Below are 24,135 nucleotides of genomic sequence, written 5' to 3'. Positions count from 1 at the left end.
TCGTGCCTCCAGTCCGTGCTGTGTGTGCTGCTAGAGCGACCGCCCGGCATCGCTGTCGTGACCGTCGTGACCGTGCCCCGTCTCGTCGGCGCGGGAGTACAAGCTGAGGACGTTGCCGTCGGGGTCGCGCACGTCGAACCAGTCGACGGCGCCGTCGACGTGCTCGACCGGTCCGACGTCGATGCCGAGCGCGGCGATCCTGCGGTGCTGTGCGGCCACGTCGTCGACCCCGAAGCGCACGAGGACGGCGTTCTCCTCGGCTCCCGGGTCCTCGACCAGCTGGACCCAGATCCCGCCGATCTCGTACTCCGCGACGCCATCGGCTGGCTCGAGGTCGGGGTCGGTCCGTTCGAACACGGCGCCGTACCAGAGGCAGGACGCCTCGAGGTCGGTGACGGGCAGCCCCACGGTCACGCTCGTGATCTCCATGACTCATCATGTCCTCTGGGTGCTTCCCCCGTCGAGGACATCCGTGCCTCAGGTGTTCCTCCACAGGTGGCCTGGCGCGCAGAACCGTCCACGGACCCCTGTTCTGGGTGCACCCGGACCCCCTCGCCCCCTCATTCTGGGACTGCGGCGCCGACCGGTGCCGGACGTAGCGTTGTCGAGCGTCGAGCCCCCTGGTCGACGCTTCGACCCCACCCGCTTGCGCGCGACTCCGAGGAGGCTCCGAGACCCATGGCGACGCTCTCCGAGATCCTGATCCTGAACGGCGCTCTCCCGATCGAGCACCTCGACGCCCTGACCGGCGACGAGGACATCGACGAACGCTCCATCCGCTCCCTGGTCACGCAGGGCGTGGTGAGCGAGGCGCAGTTCATCACCGCGCGAGCCGCCTCGAACAACTCGAAGACGGTGCCGCTGACCGACTACCCCGTCGACGGCACCGCGGTGTCGATGCTGCCGGCGGCACTGTGCCGGCGCCACGGTGTGCTCGGCGTCGGGTTCGAGGGCGAGATCCTGGTCCTCGCGATGGTGAACCCGTCCAACGTGCTGGCCATCGACGACGCCCGCGCCGCCTCCGGCCGCACGATCAAGCCGCTGCAGGTGGACGAGCGCGACCTCACCGCTGCCTTCGACCGCTACCTGCGCGCCGACGACGAGCTGAACGACCTGACCTCCTCCCTCGAGGAAGAGGCCGGCCGGACCGCCGAGCAGCACGTCGACCTCGCCGACGGGTCGCTCGACGACGTCCCGATCGTCCGCTTCGTGAACCTGCTCGTCTCGCAGGCCATCCAGGACCACGCCTCGGACATCCACATCGAGCCCGGTGAGCACGAGGTCCGCGTCCGCTACCGCATCGACGGCGTGCTGCACGAGATGGCGCCGGCGCCGAAGAACATCCAGAACGGCGTGATCAGCCGTCTGAAGATCATGAGCGACATCGACATCGCCGAACGGCGCAAGCCGCAGGACGGCCGCATGTCGGTGCGCCACGGGGGTCGGCAGATCGACCTCCGCGTGGCGACGCTGCCGACGGTGTGGGGCGAGAAGGTCGTCATGCGCATCCTCGACAACACGAACACGTCGCTGACGCTCAAGGACCTGAACCTGCTCGACCGGAACGCCGCCGCCTACCAGCGCTCCTACTCCAAGCCCTACGGCATGATCCTGGTCACGGGCCCCACCGGGTCGGGCAAGTCGACCACGCTGTACACGACGCTCAACGCGGTCGCCCGGCCAGAGATCAACGTCATCACGGTCGAGGACCCGGTCGAGTACCGGATGGCCGGCATCAACCAGGTGCAGGTCAACCCGAAGGCCGGTCTGACGTTCGCGTCCGCGCTGCGCAGCATCCTCCGTTCCGACCCCGACGTCGTGCTCCTCGGTGAGATCCGCGACCACGAGACCGCCCAGATCGCCATCGAGGCCTCGCTCACCGGTCACCTCGTGCTCTCCACGCTCCACACGAACGACGCCCCCTCGGCCATCACCCGCCTGACCGAGATGGACATCGAGCCCTTCCTCGTCGGCTCCGCGCTCGACTGCGTCGTCGCCCAGCGTCTCGCGCGCAAGCTCTGCGACCGGTGCAAGGCGCCGGCGATCTACGAGCCCGAGCAGCTCCGCGCCCTCGGGTTCATCGACGGGCAGGACGTCCCCGCGTTCTTCGCCCCGATCGGCTGCGCCGTGTGCTCGAACACCGGGTACCGCGGGCGCATCGCCCTGCACGAGGTCATGACCGTGTCCGAGGAGATCGAGCGGCTCGCCGTCGCCCGCGCCTCGAGCGCCGAGATCGGCCGCGTCGCGCAGGACCAGGGCATGCTCACCCTCCGGCAGGACGGGTGGGAGAAGGTCAAGCTCGGCATGACGAGCATCGACGAGATCCTGCGCGTGGTCGCGTAGCGAAGGCAGAGGACGATCACGATGAGCGACTCGGTGTACGACATCACCATCCCCGGCGACGAGCCCGTCGCCGGCTGGCACCCCGGCCGCCCGGGGCACGAGATCGGGTCGCGCCGCGCTGCCCGGCTGGCCCAGACCGGCGCACAGCCGACCGTGGCCGCGCCGGAACCCGTGCAGGTCGTCCCCGTGTACGACCTCGGCGACGACGTGGCCGGGTGGCCCGCGCCGTCCGGGTCGCCGGTCGCCGTGCCGGTGGCGCAGCCGTACGCCGCCCCGGCGACCCCGTCGGCCGCGGTCCCACCGTCGACGGCCAGCTACGGCTACCCCGACGCGGTGACCCAGCACCTGCCGGTCGTCCCTGCTGAGCCGACCACGAGCCTCCCGTCCGTCGCCGGGTCCGACGCCCAGGAGATCCACTTCACCCACCACGCGCGCGAGGTCGCCGACCCTGACCTGCTGACCGCGCTCGCGCAGGTCGTCTACCAGGGCGCCTCGGACCTCCACCTGACCGCCGACGCTGCACCCACAGTGCGCGTCGACGGTTCCCTGCGCCCTGCTGTGCCCGGTGGGCCGTGGGCGCGCAACAAGGTGGTCGCGGCGCTGAAGACGCTGCTGTCCGCGGAGCAGGCCGCCCAGTTCGACCAGGACCAGGAGCTCGACTTCGCCTACTCGCTGTCGCCGGAGTACCGCTTCCGCGTGAACTACTACCAGCAGCGCGGCAACTGGGGCGCTGCGTTCCGCATCATCCCCACCAAGATCAAGACGCTCAAGCAGCTCGGGATCCCGGCGCACGTGTCGGAGTTCGCGAAGCTGCCCCGCGGGCTCGTGCTCGTGACCGGTCCCACCGGCTCCGGCAAGTCGACCACCCTCGCCGCGCTCATCGACCTGGTCAACGAGACCCGTGCCGACCACATCGTGACGGTCGAGGACCCGATCGAGTTCATGCACGACCACAAGAAGGCGATCATCAACCAGCGCGAGGTCGGTGCGGACACCCACTCGTTCGCCGCCGCGCTGAAGCACGTCCTGCGGCAGGACCCTGACGTGATCCTGATCGGCGAGCTCCGGGACCTCGAGACGATCTCCGTCGCCCTGACCGCGGCCGAGACCGGGCACCTGGTGTTCGCGACCCTGCACACGCAGAGCGCCCCCGGCACGATCGACCGCATCATCGACGTGTTCCCGCCGCACCAGCAGGGGCAGATCCGGACGCAGCTGGCGACGACGCTCGAGGGCGTCGTGTGCCAGACGCTCGTGCCCAAGGCCAACGGGTCCGGTCGCGTCGTCGCCACGGAGATCATGAAGACCACCCCCGCCATCGCCAACCTGGTGCGCGAGGGCAAGACCTACCAGATCACCTCGGCCATGCAGGCCGGGCGCGACGCGGGCATGCACACCATGGACCAGGACCTCGCCGAGCTCGTCAACGTCGGCACCGTCACCCGCACCGCGGCGATGGAGAAGGTCCACGACCTCGACGGCTTCGACCGGCTCGTCCAACGCGTCGAGTCCCCGTCCGACTCGTCCGCCGCGGCCATTGCCGCGAGCGAGATCGACTTCGGCGACAAGTACTCCGGAGGCCACTGATGTCACTCGCCTACGACTACCGCGGGCGCGACGGCGCCGGCAAGCTCGTCAAGGGCAGGCTCGACGCCGCGTCCGAGGGTGCCGTCGTCGCGCGACTGCGTGGGATGGGCGTCTCGCCGATCGACATCAGCGAGGCCAAGGCCGGCACCGGGCTGCAGACCGAGATCAAGATCCCGGGGTTCGAGAAGGGCGTCGGGCTCAAGGACCTGGCCATCATGGCGCGGCAGGCGTCGACGATGCTGTCGTCAGGGTTGTCGCTGCTGCGGGCGCTGACGATCCTCACCGACCAGACGGACAACAAGAAGCTCAAGGGCGTGCTCGCGAAGGTCCGTGACGAGGTCGAGCACGGTGTCTCGTTCTCGGACGCGGTGTCGAAGTACCCGGTCGACTTCCCGCCGATCATGATCAACATGATCCGGGCGGGGGAGACGGGCGGCTTCCTGGACCAGGCGATGGACTCCATCGCCACGAACTTCGAGAAGGAGCACAAGCTCCGGTCGACCATCAAGTCCGCGATGACCTATCCGGTGGTGGTGCTCTGCATGTCGCTGATCGCGGTCGTCATCATGCTGGTGTTCATCGTGCCGATCTTCCAGGACATGTTCTCCAGCCTCGGCGGCAAGCTCCCGCTGCCGACGATGATGCTCGTCTACCTGTCGCACGCGATGGTCTACGTCGGGCCCGTGCTGGCCGTGGCGATCGTCGCAGGGTGGTTCTGGTGGCGGACCAACAAGAACACCGACCGGGTGCGGGCGTTCGTCGACCCGCTGAAGCTGAAGCTCCCGGTGTTCGGCCAGCTCAGCCGCAAGATCGTGATGGCCCGGTTCTCGCGGAACCTGTCGAACATGATCGGTGCCGGCGTGCCGATCCTCGAGGCACTGAACATCGCCGGTCAGGTGTCGAACAACTTCGTCGTCGAGCAGGCCCTGAACCGCGTTTCGGAATCCGTTCGGAAAGGCGAATCAATTGCCGCTCCGCTCGAACGTGAGACGGTGTTCCCGACAATGGTCTCGCAGATGATCGCCGTGGGTGAAGACGCCGGTTCCATGGAATTGATGTTGGAACGCATCGCGACGTTCTACGACAATGAAGTGGAATCCACCACCGAGGCATTGACGTCGCTCATCGAGCCGCTGCTCATCGCGTTCCTCGGTGTGGTCGTCGGCGGGATGATCGTCGCGCTGTACCTGCCGATCTTCCAGATCTCCACGCTCATCAAGTAACGAGGGACCCTCAGTGCGGACCACCCCCCGGCGGGGGTGGTCCGCTTCGTCGTCACCCCTGGGACTGGGGGCATTTCGTGCTGACTTGCCCCCCGTTCTCGGGATTATGCCCGGAAACCAGCGTGAATACGCTCGACACCGGCGGCAGAGCTAGCCCCCGAACCCTTTCCGCAATCATTCCCGAAAGAATGGAAGAGCACATGTACTCCGCTCTCATGGGCAAGCTGAACGCTCGCCGCAACGGCCTCGTCGAGAACAACGACAAGGGCTTCACCCTGATCGAGCTCCTGGTCGTCGTGATCATCATCGGCATCCTCGCCGCGATCGCGATCCCGGTGTACCTCGGCATCCAGAACAACGCGAAGGACTCTGGCGCGCAGTCGGACCTGTCGAACACGAAGACGGCGATCATCGCGGTGCAGACCGCCGACAACACCTCGACGTTCCCCACCACCGCCCCGGACTTCGCCTCCGACAAGTACAAGTCGGCCGGCGCCACGAGCAACAGCTCGAAGTCGCTCACCTACACCGCGAACGCGGCCGGCACCGCGTTCTGCATCGCGGCTGTGAGCAACTCCGGCACGAGCTTCGGGATCACCGACACGAGCGGTGCCGCCAAGGGCACCTGCTCCGCGGGTGTCTTCGCGAAGGCCGCCGCTTCCTGATCGAACCGACGGGACGGGGCGGGTCGAGTGATCGACCCGCCCCGTCTGCACACCGACACCGCACGGGCGTGATCGAGAGGAGCAGCGCGTGATCACCGCAATCGCACGTCGTCTCCGGGCGGCACGGGAGTCCGACGAGGGCTTCTCGATCATCGAGGTCATGGTCGCGATGACCATCTTCGCGATGATCGCCGCCGGCGTCGCGATGGGCATCGCGTCGACACTGTTCCTCACCCAGGACAACCGCTCCCGTGAAGCCGCGCTGAACCTCGCGAACCAGGCGCTCGACGCGGCACGCAGCACCAAGGACGTGTTCACGCTCGACGACGACACCTCCCAGCAGGCGATCGGCGCCCAGCGGTACACGATCAAGCGCACCACGAACTGGATCAACTCCGACGGCACCGACAACTCGTGCGGTGCCGGCAGCGGGGTGCTCGCCTACAAGCGCGTCGCGGTGACGGTCTCCTGGTCGAGCAACGCCTCACCCAAGCAGAAGCGCGTCGTCATCGACTCGCTCATCGCACCGTCCTCGGCCGTCTCGAGCGCCACCGCCTCGACGATCGTCGTCGGCGTGCAGACCGCGACGGGCGGCCCGAACCAGGGCGTCAACGTCGTTGTCACCCCCCGCGCCGACGGCGCCAAGAGCCTCCCGGCGCAGCCCGCCGCGACCGACGCCAACGGGTGCAGCTACGCCCTCGGTGTCACGCCGGGCACGTACCGGATCACGATCACGAAGGCCGGCAACATCGACCCGGACGGGGCCCCTGCACCGTACGCCGACGTCACGACCACCGCCGGTGGCGTCGGGAACGCGACCTTCACCTACGACCAGGGCATCACCGTCACGGTCGGGGCGCCGCTGAACGCGAACGGCAAGGCGGCGAAGCTCCCGACCTCGATGACGACGAGCTTCCGGAACGCCAGTGCGGTCAAGACGATCTCGACGACCTCGACGACGCTGTTCCCCTACGCCGACGGGTGGAGCGTGGTCGCGGGCAGCTACACCTCGACGTGCACCGACGTCGACCCGACTGCGTGGACCACACCGACGGCGAACAAGCTCGTCGTGTCGCCGTTCGTCTTCACCGACTCGAACACGTCGCTCGGCACGCCGGGGTTCAACCCGACGAGCACCACCGCCGCCACCGCTCGGGCCCCGATGGGGCTCGTCGACGTGAAGCTGAGCGGCCTCGACACGGTGCTCGTCGCCACGGTCAAGAACACCAGCCCGGCGGGCGGGGACCCCGGGTGCTCGCCGTCGGCGACGTACTCGTTCACCGGGCTGAACAGCCTCACGGCGACCACCATCGCGTTGCCCTACGGCTCATGGACGCTCCGCGGCACCACCGCGCTCGGCGGCCTGCTCAGCTCGAACAGCCAGACCGTGGGAGCGACGCCCGGCGTCCTCAACGTCAACACCTCCGTGAACGGCAACGTCGTCACGCTCGACCCGCGAACGGTGCCGACACCGTGATGACGCGCCTGCACCGCCTCATGACCCGCGTCCGGAACGACGAACGCGGGCTGACGCTGTCCGAGCTCATCGTCGCGATGTCGCTCTCGGTCCTCATCCTGACGGTCGCGGGGTCCTTCCTGGTCTCGTCCCAGCGAGCGGCGAAGGTCGCCGGTTCGGTCAGCGCCAACACCCGCGTCGCCGCGACCGTGATGAACGAGGTCGGCCGGAACCTGCGGGCAGCGACGGACAACCCGGTCGCCACCGGCGACGACTCGCAGTTCGCGTTCCAGTACGCGAGCGCGACGTCGGTCCGGTTCTTCGCGTACGTCAACCTCGACTCCAGCCTGTCGCAGGCGGTCGAGGTCCAGCTGACGTTGGACACGACGCGCAAGGTCATCACCGAGACGAAGTGGATCGGCACGGCGGTCGCGGGGAACTCCTCGTACTACGCGTTCCCGCTCGCGACCGGGTCGGCGCTGTCCGCCGCCCCGAGTTCGACCCGCACGCTCGCGACCTCGGTGACGAGCACGTCGCTCTTCGCGTTCTCGGACGCCTCCGACACCCCGCTCGGTTCGCTGACCGCACCCGTCGCGGCTCTCGACCTGCCGAACATCCGCGCGGTCGACGTCAGCGTCACGATCGGCGCGAGCCCGACCGACCCGAACGCGGTGTCCCTGACCAACACGGCGAGCATGCCGAACATCGTGATGGGAGCCTCCTCGTGATCCGTCTCCTGCGCGCGATCCGCGCGCGTGACGACGAGCGCGGCGTCGCGCTCGCCGCGGTCGTCCTCATCGGCATGGTCGTGATGCTCCTCGTCGCGACGATGGTCGCCGTCGCCACGAGCGGCGCGCGCGTGACCTCGACCGACACCGCCTGGAACCGCGCGATCGCCGCGGCGTACTCGGGCGTCGCCGACTACCAGTCGCGGCTCAACGCCGACAACACCTACGGCCTGTACGGACAGGCGAACGCGCCGTTCAGCGCGGCCAGCATCGGCACCAAGTTCCCGAACGGGACCGGCGGCAACCCGGCGTTCAACTACCAGTCGGGTACCGCGTGGGTGACCGTGCCCACGGCGGACGGCTCGGGCAGTGACGCGTCGTTCCGGTACGCGGTGGACAACAGCAAGCTCTCGTCGCAGGGCGTCATCCGCCTGCAGTCGACGGGCCGGGCCGGCAACACGACCAGGACCGTCGTCGCGAACGTGCGCCCGGACGGCTTCTCGAACTACCTCTACTTCACGAACTACGAGTCCGGGGACCCGACCGTCACGAACGAGAAGGGCTCCTTCGCATCGGCCTGCACGAGTGCCTACCGCCCAGTGGCGACGAGCACGACCTGCGACCAGATCCAGTTCGGACCGAGCGACACCCTCGAGGGACCGGTCCGGTCGAACGACCAGATCAAGGCATGCGGTTCGACGTTCAAGAGCACCTTCCAGAGCGTCTACGGCTGGACGAGCGCGAGCTGCGGGACCGCCGCCGCGAAGTTCGCCTCGAACCCGACCACGGTCTCCACCCTCACGCCGCCGTCGACGATCGGGGACCTGCGCGACTCGATGCGGTCTGACCTGCCGGCGACCACCGGCACCGTCGAGGGCACCGGGTGCCTGTACACCGGCCCGACGAAGATCACCTTCAACGGCAACGGCACCATGACGGTCCTGTCGCCGTTGACGATCCGGAGCAACGTGACGGGAGCGTCCGCGACGTCCGGGGCGCTGATCACGAACGCGCCGCCGCAGCCGGACAAGTGCGGCCGGCTCGCCGACCTGCGGAGCGCAGCCGGTGCGACGGTCCCGATCCCGAAGAACAACATGATCTACGTGCAGAACGAGCCGGCGGTGCGGGCCGGCGCGACCCAGGACCCGAACTACTGGAAGGGCAGTGCGGAGACGAAGACCCTCCCGACGGCCTGCGACGCCACCGGGACGGCCAGCCAGTGGACGAGTTCGAAGGCGAACGGGGTCGGCTACCCGTACGTGGGGAACTCGTCCTCGACGTCCGAGGCCGACCCCACGGCCGGCGCCGGCGCGAACGTCGTCACGCCCTACGGCTGCGACCGTGGTGACGCCTTCGTCCAGGGGGCCGTCGACAAGGCCGTGACCGTCGCCGCGGAGAACTACCTCTACGTCACCGGGGACATCAAGTACCCGTCCACCCGGTCGGCCTCCACGGTGCTCGGGCTCATCGGCCAGCGCGCGGTCTGGGTGTGGAACCCCGTGAACGCGGCTGGCAACCCGATCCTGCCCGCCAACCGCGAGGTCAACGCGGCGATCCTGTCGAACCTCGGGACCTTCGTCGTCCAGAACTGGACGCGGGGGTCGACGGCGGGGCGTGGCACGCTCACGGTCAGTGGGTCGATCGCCCAGAACTTCCGTGGAGCCGTCGGCCTGGCGAGCGGACAGGGGTTCGACAAGAACTACCGGTTCGACCCCAGCCTCGCCACGTACACGCCGCCGAAGTTCCCCCAGCCGACGGTGACGACCTACCGCGTCGCCACCCAGGTGGAGTCGAAGACGGCGTACGACGTGAACGGAGCACCCGTCTCGTGACCGGCTCCGTGCTGCCCCTCGCGGCGATGGTCCTCGGCTTCGGCGGCGTGCTGGGCCTGGTGATCGGGTCGTTCCTCAACGTCGTGGTGCACCGGGTGCCGGCCGGGATGTCGGTCGTCGCTCCGGCGTCGGCCTGCCCCAGGTGCGGCAGCGGCATCCGTCGTCGGGACAACGTCCCTGTGCTGTCGTGGCTGCTCCTCCGCGGTCGTTGCCGGGACTGCGCGGCACCCATCTCGGTCCGGTACCCCCTCGTGGAACTGGCGACCGCGGCGTTCTTCGTGGTGGTCGCCCTGCGGTTCCTGCCCGATGGTGCTGCCGACGGTGCCACGGCGGCCGGGCAGACGGTGCTGCTGCTCGCCCTGCTCTACGTGGCCGCTGTCAGTGTCGCACTCGCGCTCATCGACCTCGAGACGCAGCGGCTGCCGAACGCGATCGTCCTCCCGATGTACCCGGTGCTGGGCGTCCTGCTGGCCGGCGCGAGTGCGCTGACCGGTGACTGGGCCGCCCTCGTCCGGGGCGTCGGCGGGCTCGCGGTGCTCGGAGGCGTGTACCTGCTGCTGGCGATCGCGGTCCCGCGTGGGATGGGCATGGGCGACGTCAAGCTCGCGGGCGTCCTCGGTCTCCTCCTCGCGTACCTCGGATGGGGCCCCCTCGCAGTGGGTGCTTTCGGAGCCTTCCTCCTCGGCGGTACCTTCGGCATCGTCCTCATGCTCGTGCGTCGCACCGGCCGGGGGGTCGGTATCCCGTTCGGCCCCTGGATGCTCCTGGGTGCATGGATCGGGGCCTTCGCCGGTGAACCCGTCTGGCACGCCTACCTCGCACTCCTCGGCCTGGCCTGACGGTCAGTCGACTCAGCACGGACTCGGAAGGAACACGACATGGCGAAGAACATCGTCGGCATCGACATCGGCGCGGACGTCATCCGCGCGGTCGAGGTCGCCGACGTCGACAAGCCGCAGCCGACGATCCTCCGGTTCGCCGAGATCGCGGCCCCCGAGGAGTCGACCAAGCACGGCGAGGTGCTCCAGGCGAACACCGTCGCTGGCGCACTCCGGTCCCTGTGGGCACTCGGCAAGTTCAAGAGCAAGGACGTCGTCCTCGGCATGGGCAACCAGCGGGTGCTCTCCCGCGACCTGACGGTGCCGAAGGCCCCCATCGCCCAGATCCGCGAATCGCTGCCGTTCCAGGTGCAGGACATGCTGCCCGTGCCGGTCGGGGACGCGATCCTCGACTTCTACCCGACGTCCGAGGGTACCGGGGAGAGCGGACCCGTCGTGCACGGGTTGCTCATCGCCGCGATCAAGGAAGCAGTCCTCGCGAACGTCAACGCCGTGCAGCTCGCCGGGCTGAACCCGGTCGCCGTCGACCTCATCCCGTTCGCGTTGACCCGGGTCCTGGCTCCCCGTGTCGCGGGTGCAGGGACCGTCGCGATCGTCGACTGCGGCGCGACCACCACCTCCGTCGTCATCGCGACCGACGGCATCCCCAAGTTCGTCCGCATCATCCCGACCGGTGGCGCCGACGTGACCAGGTCCATCGCCGCCCGTCTGGAGATCGGCGTGCCCGAGGCCGAAGCGGTCAAGCGACACTTCGGCCTGTCCGGCGTGACCCGCACCACGGACGACGTCCGTGCGGTCGCCGTCACGCGAGAGGCCGTCGGCGAACTCCTCCAGAGCATCCGCAACACGGTGAACTACTTCGCGAACACCCGCCCGGAGGAACCCGTCCGCGGGATCCTGCTGGTCGGTGGCGGTGCGGCGCTGCCGGGGCTCCGCGAGGGCCTCGGCGACTCCTCTGGGCTCCCGGTCGCGCTCGGTGACCCGTTCATCTCCGCGCGAGCCGCCCGGGGCATCGGGCAGGACGTGCTCCGAGAGCGCGGTGGCGCCATCGCCGTCGCGTGGAGCCTCGCCGTCGGGAGCCGAGCAGCATGACCGAGATCATCGACGCACCGTCGACCGAGAACCAGAAGCCGGCCCGATGGGGTCGTCCGGCCAAGGGCGCGGCACCCGCCGTCGCCCAGCCCGGCGCGGGTTCAGGCCGGCGCCGTGACCGGCAGCAGGTCGTCATCGGCGGGGCTCCTCGCGCAGACCTGCTCCCGGGCGAGGTCCACGTCCACCGACGCCAGCGCGCGAACGTCCGGCGGGCATGGGCCGGTGTCGTGATCGTGGCGCTCGCCGTGGGGCTCGCCGCCGCCGGAGCGAGCGTGACGAAGAGCGCCGCCGACAGCCAGCTCGCGGCCGCGCAGAACGAGACGGTGAGCCTGCTCCAGCAGCAGCGACAGTTCACCGACGTTCGGTCGACGGAGCGCGCCACGGGTCTCCTCGAGGCTGCTCAGCAGGTCGGCGGTTCGACCGAGATCGACTGGTCTCCCGTGCTCGGCTCGGTGCAGGCCAAGCTGCCCGCCGGAGTCCGGATCAGTGGCGTGACGGTGGACTCCGCCTCGGCCACCGAGGCCTACGCACAGTCGGTCGACCCGCTGCAGGGGCAGCGTGTGGCGACGCTGACGATCGACGCGAAGACCTCGACGCTGCCGTCGGTGCCGGAGTGGCTCGACTCAGTGGCGACGGTGACCGGGTACGTGGACGCCACGGCCAACTCGGTGACCCGTGACGACGCCTCCGGGGAGTACACGGTGAACCTCACCATCCACCTCGACGAGAAGACGTTCGACGGCCGGTTCGCCGCGGACTCCGCGAAGAAGGGCTGACCGATGTCACGCAACCGTCTCAGCCTGCTGCTCGCGTTCGTCGCCATGGCGGTGGTCGCCGTGGGTGGCTTCTTCCTCGCCGTCCAGCCGCAGCTCGCCCAGGCGTCGGCGGCGCAGACGCAGGAGACGAACGTCGAGAAGACGAACCACGCGAGTCGGCTGGAGCTGACCCGACTGCGTGAGCAGGCGGCCAAGCTGCCGGCGATGCGTCAGGAGCTGGCGCAGCTGTCGGCGTCCGTCCCCGACGGTGCCGACCTGTCCTCGTTCATCGCGGACCTCGACGGGATCGCCTCGGCGTCCGGCATGGAGGTGTCGTCGTACACCACGAGCGACGCCGTCGCGTACGCCCCGGTCGCTCCCGCTGCGCCCGCGGCCGCGGCTCCGAGCGCGTCCCCGTCGGCTGCCTCGACCGCCGCTCCCGCTGCCGCGGTGCCGACCGCGCCGGCCGCACCGGCCGTCGTGACCAACGGGGCGATCACCGGGGAGAACTTCTCGGTGATCCCCGTCACGATCGCGGTCGACGGGACCTTCGAACAGGCGCTCGCGTTCCTCAACGGGGTCCAGCACGGCAAGCGGCTGTTCCTCGTCACGAGCATCTCCTCAGCGGAGAAGGGCGGTGAGGACGGAACGGCGTCCGACCAGTCGACCTGGACGTTCGGCGGCTCCATCTACGTCCTCGACGGCTCGTCCCGGACCGCCGCCGCGCCCGCCAACGGCTGACCCACCCCTCCACAGGACGCCCTCCAACTGGGGCCCTCCACACCACGCGAGGCCTCTTCCGCGACGGTCGTCGTTCTGCCTACGATGATCCGGTCGCCGTGTCCTCGGCGCATCCCACCCTCTCGAACGGCCGGCACGGATCGGTCGTTCCTCGTCGTGCCCGGAGTCGCGCGTGTTGTCTGCTGTCGTGGAGTTCCTCGGATGGTTCGGAGCCATCACCGTCCTGTCCGGCTACGTCCTGTTCTCGACCGGCAAGCTGCCGAACGGCCCGGTCTACCAGCTGTTCAACCTGGTCGGCGGCCTCGCCGTGGCGGTCAACGTCGCCGCGCACCACGCCGTGCCCTCGACCATCGTCAACGGCATCTGGGCGATCGTCGCCGTCGTCGTCCTGGTCCGGATGGGGCGGGCACGACGTACTGCCCGCCGTTCCGGGTCGCAGCCGCCCCGAGCACTGACGGCGGAACCGCCGGCCACCACGGCCGTGCTGCCCGTGATCGGGCCAGCGGTCCGTGACCACGAGGCGGCAGTGACCGAGGACGAGCACGCGGCCCCGAGCCTCCAGGCCGTGACGATGACAGCGGCGGCGACGCCCACCACCTCGGCCCGACCGAACGCACCGATGACCGAGAGCGTCCCCGTCATCACCGCGACCATCGCGCTCGCCCTCGTGAGCGCTGCGCAGCAGCAACGAGCCGCGCAGGACGGACGCGCCCGCACCGAGCAGCACACCTCCTGAGCGCTCGACGCTACGATCGCTGCATGTCCCGATGGCTCGTGGCGACGATGACGTCCGTCCTGTTCGTCGCCCTCGTGATCGCCGTGACCGGTTTCGAGTCCCTGCTCGCGAACGTCGAGGTGATCGCCCAGTCCGACGCGACCCCGTACCTCGGCCCGGCCATGGTCGTCGGGGGAGCTGTCGTCGTCCTGTTCGCGACCGCGCTCGGCATCCGCGACGGCAACCCGGGTGTCACCGGACTCGTCGCCGCCGCCACCGCCTACCTGGTGATGCTCGGCATCGGGGCGGTCGGCTACGCGCTGATCCGGCACGACGTCACGCAGCTCCTCGTGTTCCCCGCGGGGTACGCGCTCGGCCCGTTCGTCGTGAGCTCGGTCGTCGTCGCACTCCTCTGTGTCGTCGGTGGCATCACCCTCGCGCGGCACCAGGCCAAGCAGTCGCAGTGACGTGGGTCGCCGGTAGGCTCGTTGCTGCCGGAGGACCGAACCGGCAGTGACGACGGGGGATCCATGACCGACCAGCCGACCGCGCCCGGCCAGCCTGAGGACGGCCAGCTCACCACACCAGGCCAGCGCGACGCCGGCCAGCCTGAGGCCGCCCAGCACGACGCGGGCCAGCCCGACGCGGGCCAGCCCGACGCGGGCCAGCACGACACCAGCTGGACCTCCGTCCCCCGGATCGCCGACATCAGCGGCACGCACGACGCCCCCCTCGTGGCATCCGGCCCCAGCGGCCCGCACGGCTCCAGCCGCCCACGCCGCCGCCTCCGCCGCGGCCAGCTCGTCGGGATCATCGCCGGGTCCACCGCCGTCGTGCTGCTCGCGATCGCCGGCCTGGTCGGGTACTCGGTCGGCAGCACCTCCCACGCTCCCGAGCGCCAGGTCGAGGCCTTCCTCGACGACCTCAGCGCCGGCCACGTCGACGACGCCCTCGCGGCCGCCGGCGTCCGCCACACGAAGTCCGACGTGCTGCTCACCGACGCCGCCTACGCGAAGGCGACGGACCGCGTGACCGGCTACCGCATCGCGGGCGTCGAGCGCAGTGGCGACACCGCGACGGTCGGCGCCTACCTGACGCAGTCCGGCCGCCGGGTCCCCGCGACGTTCACGCTCGAGCAGGTCGGAACCGACTGGGGCGTCTTCCCACGCTGGGAGCTCCGTGCCCCGACCCTCGGCTCCGTCGCCGTCGCCGTCAAGGGACCGCCGAGGACGACAGTCGCGATCGCCGGGCAGCGGACCCGCACGGACTCCTCGGGGTCGGTCACGATGCGCGCGCTCCCCGGCACGTACGACGTCGCGGTGGACGGCGGCAAGTGGTTCTCCGCCACGGCCACGACGTCCCGGGTGCTCGGGTTCGGCGCCACGGCCTCGAGCCCGGTCTCGATGACCGCCACGCTCACGGCCGCCGGCGAGCAGGCCGCCACCGCAGCGGTCGACGCGTGGGTGGACGGCTGCATCGCCTCGACCGAGACGGCTCCGAGCGGCTGCAGCTTCTACGCCTACGGCGAGAACCCGGCGAACACGTACACGAACCAGAAGTGGACGCTCGACACCCGTCCCACCGTGCAGGTGGACGGCTGGCTGTCCAAGGGGTGGATGGTCACGACGTCGTCCTTCGGGTCCGCGACCTTCACCGCCGCCTTCACCGGCCCGGCGGGCACGGGCACCGCGACCGCCGGTCCGATCAACGTGAACGCCAGCGGCTACGTCACCGGCTTCACGGACGCCGGCGCGACGTTCGTCTCGGCGATCGGCAACGGCGCCTCGGACACCGGTTCCTGACGCCGGCCCGCCTCGTCGGCACCCCGGTCACCTGCGGCCGGGAGGCCGTGGTCCGGTCACCTGCGGCCGGGAGGCCGTGGTCACCACACCGGGTCGTGCCCGCTCGTCGACGTGGCCGGCTCCGGGGAGCGCCCCGCGCCCAGCGGGAGTGCCCGGCGATCGCGGCGTTCGCCGACGGCCGACACCACGGGCCTCCAGGGCGACGTGCCCGGATTGATTTCGCCCGGTGACGCAGGTAGTCTCATCTGGGTGTGCGCCCTCGGGCGCGCCCTGAAAGTCCGGCTGGTCCATGACCACGACCGGACAGTCCGCCCCCGGACCACGATCTGCCACTTCGGCGGTCGTCTGCGTGGGCGAGGATGCCGACGGACCGCGTCGGCCAGAGAACCACGAGCGAGAACCAGGAGAACAGTTGCCTACTATTCAGCAGCTGGTTCGCAAGGGTCGTACGCCCAAGGTCGTCAAGACCAAGGCGCCGGCACTCAAGGCGAACCCCCAGCAGCGTGGTGTGTGCACCCGCGTCTACACCACCACCCCCAAGAAGCCCAACTCGGCACTGCGCAAGGTCGCTCGTGTGAAGCTCTCGAACGGCACCGAGGTCACGGCCTACATCCCGGGTGAGGGCCACAACCTGCAGGAGCACTCGATGGTGCTCGTCCGCGGCGGTCGTGTGAAGGACCTCCCCGGCGTGCGCTACAAGATCATCCGAGGCGCCCTCGACACGCAGGCCGTCAAGAACCGTAAGCAGGCTCGTAGCCGCTACGGCGCGAAGAAGGGTTAGTCCGATGCCTCGTAAGGGTCCAGCCCCCAAGCGCCCCGTCGTCGCAGACCCCGTCTACGGCGCACCGATCGTCAGCCAGCTCGTCAACAAGATCCTCCTCGACGGCAAGAAGGGCCTCGCCGAGCGCATCGTCTACGACGCGCTCGAAGGTGTCTCGTCGAAGAACAGCCAGGACGCCGTCGTCACGCTGAAGAAGGCGCTCGACAACGTCCGACCGACCCTCGAGGTCCGCAGCCGCCGCGTCGGTGGCTCGACCTACCAGGTCCCGGTCGAGGTCAAGCCGCACCGTGCGAACACGCTGGCGCTCCGCTGGCTGACCTCGTACGCCAAGGCTCGCCGCGAGAAGACGATGACCGAGCGTCTCATGAACGAGATCCTCGACGCCTCCAACGGCCTCGGCGCCGCTGTCAAGCGTCGCGAGGACACCCACAAGATGGCCGAGTCGAACAAGGCCTTCGCGCACTACCGCTGGTAGTCACCGGCATCGTCAGGGTGCCGGTGGTCAAGAACCCCGGCGCCCTGACGGACGCCATCTCTCCTACAACTCTTCCGGAGGAACCCTGTGGCACAGGACGTGCTCACCGACCTGAACAAGGTCCGCAACATCGGCATCATGGCGCACATCGATGCCGGCAAGACCACGACCACCGAGCGCATCCTGTTCTACACGGGCATCACGCACAAGATCGGTGAAGTCCACGACGGCGCTGCCACGATGGACTGGATGGCGCAGGAGCAGGAACGCGGCATCACGATCACGTCGGCCGCGACGACCTGCTTCTGGGACAACAACCAGATCAACATCATCGACACCCCCGGTCACGTCGACTTCACGGTCGAGGTGGAGCGCTCGCTCCGCGTCCTCGACGGGGCCGTCGCGGTGTTCGACGGGAAAGAGGGCGTCGAGCCCCAGTCGGAGACCGTCTGGCGTCAGGCCGACAAGTACAACGTCCCGCGCATCTGCTTCGTCAACAAGATGGACAAGCTCGGCGCGGACTTCTACTTCACCGTCGACACCATCGTGAACCGCCTCGGCGCAGAGCCCCTGGTGCTGCAGCTCCCGATCGGTGCGGAGTCGTCCTTCGAGGGCGTTGTCGACCTGGTCGAGATGCGTGCACTCACCTGGCGCGGCGACGCGAAGGGTGACGTCCAGATGGGCGCGAAGTACGAGATCGAGGAGATCCCCGCGGACCTCGCCGACCGTGCTGCGGAGTACCGCGAGAAGCTCATCGAGCGCGTGGCCGAGGCCAACGACGAGCTCATGGAGCGCTACCTCGAGGGCGACACGGACTTCTCGGTCGCCGAGATCAAGTCCGCGATCCGCACGCTGACCGTCAACAGCGAGATCTACCCGGTCCTCTGCGGTTCCGCGTTCAAGAACCGTGGCGTCCAGCCGATGCTCGACGCGGTCATCGACTACCTGCCGTCGCCGCTCGACGTCCCGCCGATGATCGGTCACGACGTCAAGGACGAAGAGAAGGAGATCATCCGCAAGCCGGAGGCCTCCGAGCCCTTCTCCGCGCTGGCCTTCAAGGTCGCCGTGCACCCGTTCTTCGGTCGTCTGACCTACGTCCGCGTGTACTCCGGCCACATCGAGTCCGGTGCCCAGGTCATCAACTCGACCAAGGGCAAGAAGGAGCGCATCGGCAAGATCTTCCAGATGCACTCCAACAAGGAGAACCCGGTCGACAACGTCACCGCCGGTCACATCTACGCGGTCATCGGCCTCAAGGACACGACCACGGGCGACACGCTCTGCGACCCGCAGGACCAGGTCGTCCTCGAGTCGATGACGTTCCCCGAGCCCGTCATCGAGGTCGCGATCGAGCCGAAGACGAAGGCTGACCAGGAGAAGCTCTCCACGGCCATCCAGAAGCTCGCCGAAGAGGACCCGACGTTCCGCGTCGAGCTCAACCCGGAGACCGGTCAGACCACGATCAAGGGCATGGGCGAGCTCCACCTCGACATCCTGGTCGACCGCATGAAGCGTGAGTTCCACGTCGAGGCGAACGTCGGCAAGCCCCAGGTGGCCTACCGCGAGACCCTCACGAAGGTCGTCGAGCGCTACGACTACACCCACAAGAAGCAGACCGGTGGCTCCGGTCAGTTCGCGAAGGTGCAGATCGCGCTCGAGCCCATGGAGGTCACCTCCGAGAAGGTCTACGAGTTCGTGAACGCCGTCACCGGTGGTCGCATCCCGCGTGAGTACATCCCCTCGGTCGACGCCGGCATCCAGGACGCCATGCAGGTCGGCATCCTCGCCGGGTACCCGACGGTCGGCGTGAAGGCCATCCTCAAGGACGGCGCGGCGCACGACGTCGACTCGTCCGAGATGGCGTTCAAGATCGCCGGCTCGATCGCGTACAAGGAAGCGGCTCGCAAGGCCGGTCCCGTCATCCTCGAGCCGATCATGGCCGTCGAGGTCCGTACGCCCGAGGAGTACATGGGCGACGTCATCGGTGACCTGAGCTCCCGTCGTGGCAACATCGCCGCGATGGAGGACGCCTCGGGCGTCAAGGTGGTCCGCGCGAGCGTGCCGCTGTCCGAGATGTTCGGCTACGTCGGGGACCTTCGTTCGAAGACCTCCGGTCGTGCCGTCTACTCGATGACCTTCGAGACCTACAACCAGGTCCCGTCGAACGTCGCCGAGGAGATCGTCGCGAAGGCCAAGGGAGAGTAACGCTCACTCGAGCGTGTTCTCCACAGGCGGGGGCGCCCGGCGACGGGCCCCTCGCCACCAAGTAAAGTACAGACACACACACCGCGGACCAACGGAGCAGCACCCCGACAGGGATGCCTCCGGGGGTGTCGCATCCGAGTCCTGAGGAGGACCCACAGTGGCCAAGGCCAAGTTCGAGCGCACCAAGCCGCACGTCAACATCGGAACCATCGGTCACGTCGACCACGGCAAGACGACGCTCACGGCGGCGATCACCAAGGTTCTGCACGACCAGTACCCGGACCTCAACGAGGCCCGTGACTTCGCACAGATCGACAACGCTCCCGAAGAGCGCCAGCGCGGCATCACGATCAACATCTCGCACGTCGAGTACCAGACGGAGAAGCGCCACTACGCGCACGTCGACGCTCCTGGTCACGCTGACTACGTGAAGAACATGATCACCGGTGCGGCCCAGATGGACGGCGCGATCCTCGTGGTCGCCGCCACCGACGGTCCCATGCCCCAGACGCGTGAGCACGTGCTGCTCGCCCGCCAGGTCGGCGTGCCCTACATCGTCGTCGCGCTGAACAAGTCCGACATGGTGGACGACGAGGAGATCCTGGAGCTCGTCGAGCTCGAGGTCCGTGAGCTCCTCGGCTCGCAGGAGTTCGACGAGGACGCCCCCGTCGTGCAGGTGTCGGCGCTCAAGGCGCTCGACGGCGACGAGAAGTGGGTCAAGTCCGTCCAGGACCTCATGGCCGCTGTCGACGAGAGCGTGCCGGACCCCATCCGCGCCACCGACCAGCCCTTCCTGATGCCGATCGAGGACGTCTTCACGATCACCGGTCGTGGCACCGTCGTCACCGGTCGCGTCGAGCGCGGCGAGCTGGACCTCAACTCCGAGGTCGAGATCGTCGGCATCAAGGCGACCCAGAAGACCACGGTCACGGGCATCGAGATGTTCCGCAAGCTGCTGGACAAGGCAGTCGCCGGTGACAACACCGGTCTGCTCATCCGTGGCCTCAAGCGCGAGGACGTCGAGCGCGGCCAGGTCGTCGTGAAGCCGGGTTCGGTCACGCCGCACACCGAGTTCAAGGCGAACGCGTACATCCTGAACAAGGAAGAGGGCGGTCGTCACAACCCGTTCTACGCGAACTACCGCCCGCAGTTCTACTTCCGCACCACGGACGTCACCGGCGTCATCACGCTGCCCGAGGGCACCGAGATGGTCATGCCCGGCGACACCGTCTCGATGACGGTCGAGCTGATCCAGCCGATCGCCATGGAGGAGGGCCTCCGTTTCGCCATCCGTGAGGGTGGCCGCACGGTCGGTGCCGGTACGGTCGAGACGATCATCAAGTAACTCCGGTTCCTTGCGTCAGCGGGGTCGAGCCTTCGGGCTCGGCCCCGCTTTCGTCGTCTGTGGTGCGCTCTGCGACGTTTCCTGCTCCGGTGAGCAGGCAGGACGTGTTTGCTCGGTCGAGTGACACGTCTCCGCAGATCCAAGACCAACGGTCGTGGCTACCACCGGGTCCGAAGCGGACAGGGCTACTCGTACCGCGACCCGGACGGCAACACCGTCACGGACCCCGAAGTGCGACAACGCCTCGAGGAGTTCGTCATCCCACCCGCGTGGAACGACGTCTGGATCTCACCGTACGAGAACGGCCACATCATCGCCACCGGCTTCGACGGAGCTGGTCGGCGGCAGTACATGTACCACCCGTCCTGGCGTGACCGGATGGACAAGATCAAGTACGACCGGGCCCTCGCCCTCGCGGAGTCCCTGCCCGCGGCTCGTCGGATGGTCACGCAGGACCTCCGCCGGCCGGAACCGGACCAGCGTCGGTCCCTCGCGGCCGCGTTCCGGATGCTCGACCAGGGCTCGCTCCGGGTCGGGTCCGAACGGTACGCGACCGAACACGGCAGCCGCGGGCTCTCGACACTGCTCTGTGCGCACGCCAAGGTCTCCGGCGACGACATCGAGCTGTCGTTCCCGGGCAAGAGCCACCAGGAGTGGTCGTCGTCGATCCACGACGCCGACCTCGCCCGGGTGATCGCCGGCATGAAGCGACGCGGGGCGAACGCGCGCCTGCTGTCGTACCGCGAGGCCCGCGGCGCCGAGTGGGAACCACTGTCGGCGGAGGACATCAACGCCTACGTCAAGGAGCGGGCGGGGGAGGAGTTCACCGCCAAGGACTTCCGCACGCTGCACGGCACCGTGGCCGCAGCCGTCGACCTCGCCAAGACCGGCCCGCAGACGGGCGTGGGGAAGCGGAAGAGCGCCGTGTCGCACGCGGTGAAGGCCGCGAGCGAGGTCCTCGGCAACACCCCGACGGTCGCACGAGCAAGCTACATCGACCCCAGACTGCTCGACGCGTACGAGCACGGCGAGACGATCGACCCGGCACGACTGCACGCCGCAGAGGCCGAGGTCCGCGCGCTGCTCTACCGGCAATGAGCGGGATCGGTCCCGCTTCGGGGCTGGATGACGTACCGTAGATCCTTGTGCCGTTCCACCCCCACGCGGCACGGAAGGACCCACACCAGTCGTGACCGACGAGTGCATCCACGGATTCCCCACCGAACTCTGCGACATCTGCGCCCCGCGCCAGCGTGACGTGCCGGAAGTCCCCAAGGCCCCAGCTCCGCGGCGAACCCGCGTGAGCACCTCCCTGCGCTCCACCCCCGGCGGCTCGCCGGCCCGTGCGAAGGCCACCGCGCTGCGCGCCGCCGAGCCCGCGATGCCGGCAGCACGTGTGTTCGGCGCACTGCGCGCACACCACGTCACCCACATCGACAACTTCGACGGCATCGTCGCCGACCAGGCGATCGTCGCTGCCGACCAGGTGACGCCGTCCTACGACATCAGCAGCCCCGAGCTCCGCGAGGCCCGCGCGGCCGCGACCGCTCCCGACGGCTCGAGCGTCGCCGGCCACGTGCCGTTCTCGCTCTCGCCGGACGGCGCCCGCTGGGACGAGGTGCGCCGCGGCGCGCACGACGAGACCCGCTGGTCCGAGGCGGCGCGGAACGCTCGCGGCGTCGACTACGTCGTGCTCGTGGTCCCCACCGCGGCGTTCGGTGACTCGGTGATCCTCGCCGACACCGATGCCGACGCCGAGGGTGTGCGCTTCGCCGTCGGTCCCGAGGCTGCGGCGAACCTGCTGCGCCGCACGGACCTCACCGACCCGGAGATGACCGGGCTCGAGGTCCTCGCGGGCCCGAGCGTGCCGTTCTCCGCCGTCGCCGTCATCGGCGTGCCGAACGACCGGGCGCGCCACGCGGTGAAGGACATCCTCTCCGAGCACGGTGGCCACGCTCCCCGCGTCGCCGTCTTCCCGCCGTGGTTCGTCCCGCCGGTGGTCCCGGACGAGGACTGACCGCAGCAACCCGGAACGGACACAGCACCGCGCGAGAGCGTGGTGCTGTGTCCGTTCCGGCGTCCGGCAGCGGTGGTCGGGAGTGGTCCGCGAGGCGACGAGCGAGGCGGACGCGAGCCGGGCCTCCAGGCCGGGAGAACCGCGGCAGGACGGCGGACGCAAGCCGGCAGAGCAGCCCGACACGCCCGGGTTGCACCGATGGCGGGGACATGCGAGACTTGTCCGGTTCCGAAATTCCGCGGGCGTTCGCGCCCGCCGGATCACTGCTCTGGCAGTGCACAACCCCCCTGTCCAGCAGGGCTGGGTTGGGCCGCAGGCAGCAGAACAGCTCGACTCCCATCACCATGCCGGTCCGCCGGCGTGCGGGAGGCGACACGTCCACGCGGGCCGGTGTGAGCACCAGCAGTACGTCCGCCCGCGCGGTTGACAGGAGAACAGCGGTCATCCCACAGCGGATGCGCCCGGTGATTCACGTAAACAGCCAGGTCCGCACAGGGCGGAACCCGGCGGTGTCAGGCGGCCTGAGGGTGCGCGGCGCAGAGAGGACAGAAGACATGGCGGGACAGAAGATCCGCATCCGGCTCAAGTCGTACGACCACGAGGTCATCGACACGTCGGCCCGGAAGATCGTCGACACGGTGACCCGTGCCGGTGCAACTGTGGTCGGCCCGGTGCCGCTCCCCACCGAGAAGAACGTGATCGCAGTGATCCGCTCTCCTCACAAGTACAAGGACTCGCGCGAGCACTTCGAGAAGCGCACGCACAAGCGCGTCATCGACATCGTCGACCCGACGCCGAAGGCCGTCGACTCGCTCATGCGTCTCGACCTGCCGGCCGACGTCAACATCGAGATCAAGCTGTAAGGGGGCTGCACTGATGGCGAACTCAACCAAGACCGTCAAGGGCCTCCTCGGCAAGAAGCTCGGGATGACCCAGGTGTGGGACGAGAACAACAAGTTCATCCCCGTCACCGTGATCGAGGTCGGCCCCAACGTGGTCACCCAAATCCGCAACGTGGAGCGCGACGGCTACGAGGCGATCCAGATCGCCGCGGGCCAGATCGACCCCCGCAAGGTGAACAAGCCGGCCGCTGGCCACTTCGAGGCCGCCGGGGTCACCCCGCGCCGCACCCTCACCGAGATCCGCACGTCGGACGCGGGCGAGTACACGCTGGGCCAGGAGCTCACCGTGGACGCCACGTTCGAGGCCGGCGCGAAGGTCGACGTCGTCGGCACGAGCAAGGGCAAGGGCTTCGCGGGTGTCATGAAGCGCCACGGCTTCCACGGCGTCTCCGCCTCGCACGGTTCGCACCGCAACCACCGCAAGCCCGGCTCGATCGGTGCTTCCTCGACCCCGTCGCGTGTCTTCAAGGGCATGCGCATGGCCGGTCGCATGGGTGGCGAGCGTGTCACCGTCCTCAACCTCACGGTGCACGCCGTCGACGCCGAGAAGGGTCTGCTGCTCGTCAAGGGCGCCGTCCCCGGTGCTCGTGGCCGCTCCGTCTTCATCCGCACCGCCGTGAAGGGTAAGTGAT

The 24,135-nt window shown here is 69.0% G+C and carries 23 protein-coding genes; 22 read left to right on the top strand and 1 reads right to left on the bottom strand.

Annotated features, from left to right (window positions below; translation table 11 throughout):
- Positions 1 to 30 precede the first annotated feature (30 nt).
- Positions 31 to 429, bottom strand: a complete 399-nt coding sequence (locus ITJ54_RS05615) for a VOC family protein (protein ID WP_194626425.1) — start codon at positions 427 to 429, stop codon at positions 31 to 33.
- A gap of 249 nt (positions 430 to 678) precedes the next feature.
- Between ITJ54_RS05615 and ITJ54_RS05610 the strand changes: the two genes are divergently transcribed.
- From ITJ54_RS05610 to rplC, 22 genes are all read left to right on the top strand, one after another.
- Positions 679 to 2,343 carry a GspE/PulE family protein gene (locus ITJ54_RS05610; protein WP_194626422.1) on the top strand — a complete coding sequence of 555 codons (1,665 nt, stop codon included), beginning with the start codon at positions 679 to 681 and terminating at the stop codon, positions 2,341 to 2,343.
- A 21-nt stretch (positions 2,344 to 2,364) separates the two neighbouring features.
- Complete coding sequence (locus tag ITJ54_RS05605) at positions 2,365 to 3,930, top strand: type IV pilus twitching motility protein PilT (RefSeq protein WP_194626420.1); 1,566 nt, start codon at positions 2,365 to 2,367, stop codon at positions 3,928 to 3,930.
- Positions 3,930 to 5,153 (top strand): type II secretion system F family protein, encoded by a 1,224-nt coding sequence (locus ITJ54_RS05600; protein WP_194626418.1) that lies wholly within the window; start codon positions 3,930 to 3,932, stop codon positions 5,151 to 5,153. Before ITJ54_RS05605 ends, ITJ54_RS05600 begins: the two co-directional genes overlap by 1 nt.
- Before the next feature lie 200 nt (positions 5,154 to 5,353).
- Positions 5,354 to 5,818 (top strand): prepilin-type N-terminal cleavage/methylation domain-containing protein, encoded by a 465-nt coding sequence (locus ITJ54_RS18240; RefSeq protein ID WP_194626416.1) that lies wholly within the window; start codon positions 5,354 to 5,356, stop codon positions 5,816 to 5,818.
- Positions 5,819 to 5,906: 88 nt separating this feature from the next.
- Entirely contained in the window at positions 5,907 to 7,295 is a 1,389-nt protein-coding gene (locus ITJ54_RS05590) for a prepilin-type N-terminal cleavage/methylation domain-containing protein (RefSeq protein WP_194626414.1), read from the top strand.
- A complete protein-coding gene (locus tag ITJ54_RS05585; RefSeq protein ID WP_194626412.1) occupies positions 7,295 to 8,002 on the top strand; it encodes a type II secretion system protein in 708 nt (235 codons plus the stop codon). The genes ITJ54_RS05590 and ITJ54_RS05585 overlap by 1 nt, the downstream gene beginning before the upstream one ends.
- Entirely contained in the window at positions 7,999 to 9,834 is a 1,836-nt protein-coding gene (locus tag ITJ54_RS05580; RefSeq protein ID WP_194626410.1) for a hypothetical protein, read from the top strand. Before ITJ54_RS05585 ends, ITJ54_RS05580 begins: the two co-directional genes overlap by 4 nt.
- Before the next feature lie 26 nt (positions 9,835 to 9,860).
- A complete protein-coding gene (locus tag ITJ54_RS05575; RefSeq protein WP_194627347.1) occupies positions 9,861 to 10,673 on the top strand; it encodes a prepilin peptidase in 813 nt (270 codons plus the stop codon).
- Positions 10,674 to 10,712: 39 nt separating this feature from the next.
- On the top strand, positions 10,713 to 11,765 hold the full coding sequence (gene pilM / locus ITJ54_RS05570; protein WP_194626408.1) for a type IV pilus assembly protein PilM: 1,053 nt from the start codon (positions 10,713 to 10,715) through the stop codon (positions 11,763 to 11,765).
- A complete protein-coding gene (locus ITJ54_RS05565; RefSeq protein ID WP_194626406.1) occupies positions 11,762 to 12,541 on the top strand; it encodes a hypothetical protein in 780 nt (259 codons plus the stop codon). Before pilM ends, ITJ54_RS05565 begins: the two co-directional genes overlap by 4 nt.
- Positions 12,542 to 12,544: 3 nt before the next feature.
- Entirely contained in the window at positions 12,545 to 13,261 is a 717-nt protein-coding gene (locus ITJ54_RS05560; RefSeq protein WP_194626404.1) for a hypothetical protein, read from the top strand.
- Between the two features lie 187 nt (positions 13,262 to 13,448).
- On the top strand, positions 13,449 to 13,997 hold the full coding sequence (locus ITJ54_RS05555) for a CBU_0592 family membrane protein (protein ID WP_194626402.1): 549 nt from the start codon (positions 13,449 to 13,451) through the stop codon (positions 13,995 to 13,997).
- A 23-nt stretch (positions 13,998 to 14,020) separates the two neighbouring features.
- Positions 14,021 to 14,443 (top strand): DUF6121 family protein, encoded by a 423-nt coding sequence (locus ITJ54_RS05550; protein ID WP_194626400.1) that lies wholly within the window; start codon positions 14,021 to 14,023, stop codon positions 14,441 to 14,443.
- A gap of 63 nt (positions 14,444 to 14,506) precedes the next feature.
- A complete protein-coding gene (locus ITJ54_RS05545) occupies positions 14,507 to 15,778 on the top strand; it encodes a hypothetical protein (protein WP_194626398.1) in 1,272 nt (423 codons plus the stop codon).
- Between the two features lie 412 nt (positions 15,779 to 16,190).
- A complete protein-coding gene (gene rpsL, locus ITJ54_RS05540) occupies positions 16,191 to 16,559 on the top strand; it encodes a 30S ribosomal protein S12 (RefSeq protein WP_058728453.1) in 369 nt (122 codons plus the stop codon).
- A 4-nt stretch (positions 16,560 to 16,563) separates the two neighbouring features.
- Positions 16,564 to 17,034: a 30S ribosomal protein S7 gene (rpsG, locus tag ITJ54_RS05535; protein ID WP_071276774.1), complete on the top strand. Its 471-nt coding sequence runs from the start codon at positions 16,564 to 16,566 to the stop codon at positions 17,032 to 17,034.
- Between the two features lie 87 nt (positions 17,035 to 17,121).
- On the top strand, positions 17,122 to 19,239 hold the full coding sequence (fusA, locus tag ITJ54_RS05530) for an elongation factor G (protein ID WP_194626396.1): 2,118 nt from the start codon (positions 17,122 to 17,124) through the stop codon (positions 19,237 to 19,239).
- A gap of 157 nt (positions 19,240 to 19,396) precedes the next feature.
- Entirely contained in the window at positions 19,397 to 20,584 is a 1,188-nt protein-coding gene (gene tuf, locus ITJ54_RS05525) for an elongation factor Tu (RefSeq protein ID WP_071276770.1), read from the top strand.
- Between the two features lie 120 nt (positions 20,585 to 20,704).
- A complete protein-coding gene (locus ITJ54_RS05520; RefSeq protein ID WP_194626394.1) occupies positions 20,705 to 21,682 on the top strand; it encodes a DNA topoisomerase IB in 978 nt (325 codons plus the stop codon).
- A 202-nt stretch (positions 21,683 to 21,884) separates the two neighbouring features.
- Positions 21,885 to 22,601 (top strand): DarT ssDNA thymidine ADP-ribosyltransferase family protein, encoded by a 717-nt coding sequence (locus ITJ54_RS05515; RefSeq protein WP_194626392.1) that lies wholly within the window; start codon positions 21,885 to 21,887, stop codon positions 22,599 to 22,601.
- Positions 22,602 to 23,155: 554 nt separating this feature from the next.
- Positions 23,156 to 23,464: a 30S ribosomal protein S10 gene (gene rpsJ, locus ITJ54_RS05510; protein WP_017885534.1), complete on the top strand. Its 309-nt coding sequence runs from the start codon at positions 23,156 to 23,158 to the stop codon at positions 23,462 to 23,464.
- 13 nt (positions 23,465 to 23,477) lie between these two features.
- Positions 23,478 to 24,134: a 50S ribosomal protein L3 gene (gene rplC / locus ITJ54_RS05505; RefSeq protein ID WP_194626390.1), complete on the top strand. Its 657-nt coding sequence runs from the start codon at positions 23,478 to 23,480 to the stop codon at positions 24,132 to 24,134.
- The last annotated feature ends 1 nt before the right edge of the window (position 24,135 follow it).

The organism is Curtobacterium sp. VKM Ac-2865 (assembly GCF_015350905.1).
Taxonomy (GTDB): Bacteria; Actinomycetota; Actinomycetes; order Actinomycetales; family Microbacteriaceae; genus Curtobacterium.
Note: the sequence above shows the minus strand (reverse complement) of the source record. Positions and strands in the feature narration are given on the sequence as shown.